Origin of the sequence: Brevundimonas sp., from assembly GCF_032017145.1 — a bacterium.
In the GTDB taxonomy this organism is placed as follows: domain Bacteria; phylum Pseudomonadota; class Alphaproteobacteria; order Caulobacterales; family Caulobacteraceae; genus Brevundimonas.
The window spans coordinates 1-3,711 of the sequence record NZ_DALZQC010000175.1; the positions used below are offsets into that span (position 1 = coordinate 1).

The 3,711-nt window shown below is 65.4% G+C and carries 2 protein-coding genes and 1 pseudogene; 1 reads left to right on the forward strand and 2 read right to left on the reverse strand.

What is annotated here, in order from left to right; translation table 11 throughout:
* Positions 1-283: 283 nt before the first annotated feature.
* Together motA and RTU05_RS17350 are read right to left on the reverse strand one after the other, a co-directional pair.
* On the reverse strand, positions 284-1,150 hold the full coding sequence (motA, locus tag RTU05_RS17345) for a flagellar motor stator protein MotA (protein WP_312599558.1): 867 nt from the start codon (positions 1,148-1,150) through the stop codon (positions 284-286).
* A 95-nt stretch (positions 1,151-1,245) separates the two neighbouring features.
* A complete protein-coding gene (locus RTU05_RS17350; RefSeq protein WP_312599559.1) occupies positions 1,246-3,045 on the reverse strand; it encodes a long-chain-acyl-CoA synthetase in 1,800 nt (599 codons plus the stop codon).
* A 330-nt stretch (positions 3,046-3,375) separates the two neighbouring features.
* Between RTU05_RS17350 and RTU05_RS17355 the strand changes: the two are divergent.
* A pseudogene (locus RTU05_RS17355) lies at positions 3,376-3,711 on the forward strand (hypothetical protein); the annotation flags it as partial.

Here is a 3,711-nt window from a genome sequence, read left to right on the forward strand (position 1 = left end):
TTGGCGGCGGCTTCGGCGTCGCGCGCGGCCTGATCGACGGTCACGGCCGCCTCTTCGGCGCTGCCGGCGGCTTCGACCGCGTCGCTGGCGGGCGCCTCGGCCTTCTTCTCGTTGGACGAGCCGCAGGCGGCGACGGCCAACAGGGCGGCCGCTACGGCGATGAGGGCGGGCATACGCATGGAAGATCTCCGAACGGTTCGCGAGGCGGCGCGCCTCTGACCCCCGACGATAGGGCCGCGCCGCCAGAGGGGGCAAGTCGGGATCGGCGCTGCGGCGATCCGGCTCAGTCGGCGGTGATGTTGTTCAACGCCTCTTCCATCTCGCCGAACGAGGGCTGGGCGGTGGAGGGGATGTCGCCCCGGCCGATCTCGACCGAAATCTGGGCGGCGTTGCCGTGCAGGTGGGCCACCAGCACAGACTGGATGATCTTATAGTAGGCGGCCTCTTCATCAATGATCGCTTTCAGCCGCGCGGCGAAGGGACCGACCAGGCCATAGGCCAGGAACACCCCCATGAAGGTGCCGACCAGGGCGCCGCCGATCATGCCGCCCAGCACCTCGGGCGGCTCGGTGATCGAGCCCATGGTCTTGATGACCCCCAGAACGGCCGCGACGATGCCCAGCGCCGGCAGGCCGTCGGCCAGGTTCTGAAGCGCGTGAGCGGCTTCCAGATGCTCGTGATGGTGCTTTTCCAGCTGTTTTTCCATCGCGTCCTCGACCTGGTGCGGATCCTCCAAGTTCATCGTCATCATCCGCAGGGTGTCGCAGATGAAGTCGACGGCGAAATGGTCCTTCAGCACCTTGGGGTATTTCTGGAAGATCGCGGATTCCTTGGGTTTTTCGATGTGGCTTTCCAGCGCCACCACGCCCTTGGACTTCATCGTCTTGGTCAGTTGGAACAGCAGGGACAGCAGGTCCTTGTAATCCTGCTTCTTCCACTTGGGCCCGGCGAAGGTCTTGCCCAGCCCGCCCATCGAACTCTTGATCACCGGCAGTGAGTTGGAGATCAGGAAGGCGGCGATCCCGGCGCCGCCGATGGCCATCAGCTCGTGCGGGGCGGCGTGCATGATGACTTCGAACTTGCCGCCCGAAATCGCGTAGCTGCCGAAGACGAGGCCGAACAGCAGCACGATGCCGATGATCTGGAACATGGGGAAGGACGATCCTGAGGCGAGAGGCCGGGATCATCCCCATTAATCATTAAGACGGCGTTTCGCGAACGGCGTCCGGCGTTCGGGAGAGGACCTCAGAGACGCTGTTCGCCGGCCAGGATCGCCTTGCGCGCCGCAACCGTCAGCTTTTGGTAGCCGGTCTTGCCGCCCCGAACATAGAGCGAGGGGCCGGTCCTGTCGGAATCGAAACCGTCGGCGACCAGATCGGCCTTGCGATATTTGAATGTGCCGGTCGTCTCGGCCGATTTGATCAGACGCAGGAAGACGGGCTGGGCGTAGGCCGGCAGCTTGGCCTCGACATGGTCCGAGAAGGCCTGTGCGTCGAACTTGCCCTCGACCACCAGGGCCGCCATGCCCGCCTTGCCGTCCTGGCCCGGCACCGGCACGCCATAGACGATGGCCTCGGCGACGCCCGGCGCATCCATCAGCACCTGTTCGACCTCGGAGGTCGAGACGTTCTCGCCCTTCCAGCGGAAGGTGTCGCCCATCCGGTCCACGAAGTAGAAATAGCCTTCCGCATCCTGTTTCATCAGGTCGCCGGTGCGGAACCAGCGGTCGCCCTTCTTGAACACGTCGGTCAGGATCTTCTTCTGCGAGGCGGCCTTGTCGGCATAGCCCGAGAAGTCGTGGCGGATGTCGTTGCCGATCAGGCCGATGGCCTCGCCCACCTCGCCCACGCGCGCCAGACGGCACAGGCCGTCTGAACCCCGGATCGGCTGTTCGGTGTCCACGTCGAACTCGACCAGACGAATATTGATCTGGGACTTCAGATAGCGGGGCACCCGCCCGATGGCGCCCTGTTTGCCGTCGAAGTTGAACAGGGAGACATTGCCTTCGGTCGAGCCGTAGAATTCCAGGATTTCCGGGATGCGGAACCGCTTCTGGAAGTCGGGCCAGACATCGGCGCGCAGGCCGTTGCCGAAGGCCAGGCGCAGCTTGTGCCGGGTCTCGTCCTCATGCGGCGGGCAGTTGACCAGGTAACGGCACAGTTCGCCGATATAGACGAACATGGTCGCCCCCGACGACCGCACGTCGGGCCAGAAGCTGGTGGCCGAAAACTTCTTGCGGATGACCAGCCGCGCCCCGTTCAGCAGGGCCGCCCCCACCCCGACCAGACCCCCGGTCGAGTGATACAGCGGCAGGACGTTGAAGATCCGGTCCTCGGGCGTCGAGCGCGTGGCCCCGGCGAAGGCGCGCATATAGGTGCGGGCGCGCGAATGGGGGATGCGCGCGGCCTTGGGCAGGCCGGTCGTCCCGGAGGTGTAGATGTAGAGCGCCGTGTCGCGGTTGGTCATGCCCTCGCGCGCCGTCTTGGACGGCCGCACCGAAGAGGCGCCGCGCACCGGCTTGTCCAGCCCCCGCCGGTCGCTGGTCTCCATGTCCTCGGTCAAACCCAGGACCCAGAGCGCCAGGTTGTGATCGACCAGAGGCCGCGCCTCCTCGATCTGGCGCCAGCAATCCTCGTCGGCGACCACGTTGAAGGCGTTGGAGATGGCCAGACAGTGGGCCAGGCCCTGCCCGTTCAGATTGGTGTTGATCAGGGCCGTGGCGATGCCGACCTTGGAGAAGCCGATCCAGGCCGCCAGATACTCGATCCGGTTGGTCATCATCAGGGCGATGGTGTCGCTGCGGCGCAGACCCCGGTTCTTGGCCCAGTGGCCGAAGCGGTTGGCCATGGCGTCCAGATCGCGATAGGTCAGGGTGCGCTGACCATCGTCGATGGCGATGTTGTCCGGGTATTTGTCGACCGCTTCCTCGAAGTCGTCGCACAGCAGGACGTCGCTATCCAGCTGGATAGGCTTGATGCGTTTGAGCAGGCGGAACAGCCCGCGCGCGAACCGGACATCCCGACGGATATTGGCTACAAGACCCATGCGCGCCGTATCTCCGGTCAATGCGTGTTCCACCCCGCCGGTGATGGACGAAGGCGGGCCGTCGGGTCAACCACGCCGAGCGCCATAGCCGGCGGGTCTCGAGGATTGGCGACAGCCGTGACCCATTTGTTCTGTTGACGCCGGGGAAATCCAGAGCCGGCGGGTGCTTTTTATTGCCGCATTCCTTAAGGACGTGGCTGCAAATGGCGCGGTCAGCGCCGCATTCCAGGCGAAAAGGGTGTTTCTTCGGGGCTTTTGCGCCGTTGGCGGAACGACGGCGCAAGACGGCGGGTTGGTTGACCGACGTTATGGAGAACAAGAACCATGTCGATGACCTACGCTGACACCAAGACCGAAATCCGCACCGAAGACGCCTTCGTTCCGCGTTACGCCCGCCCGACCAAGTCCAGAAAGTCCGTGAAGACCTGGATGATCCTGGCGCCCATCGGCGCTGTAGTGCTGCTGGGCAGCGGCGTCGCCATGGTGATGGGCGGCGGCGAACAGGCCGCGCCGCCCCCGGCCACGGAGGCTACGACGCCCGCCATGCAGACTGCGCCTGCCGCAATGACCGCCGCCGAGACGCCCGTGACGCCGACCGCGCCCATCGAGACCGCTCAGGCTCCGGCCGCCGCGCCGACCCCGGCTGCGTCCGCCCCCGTCGCGCGT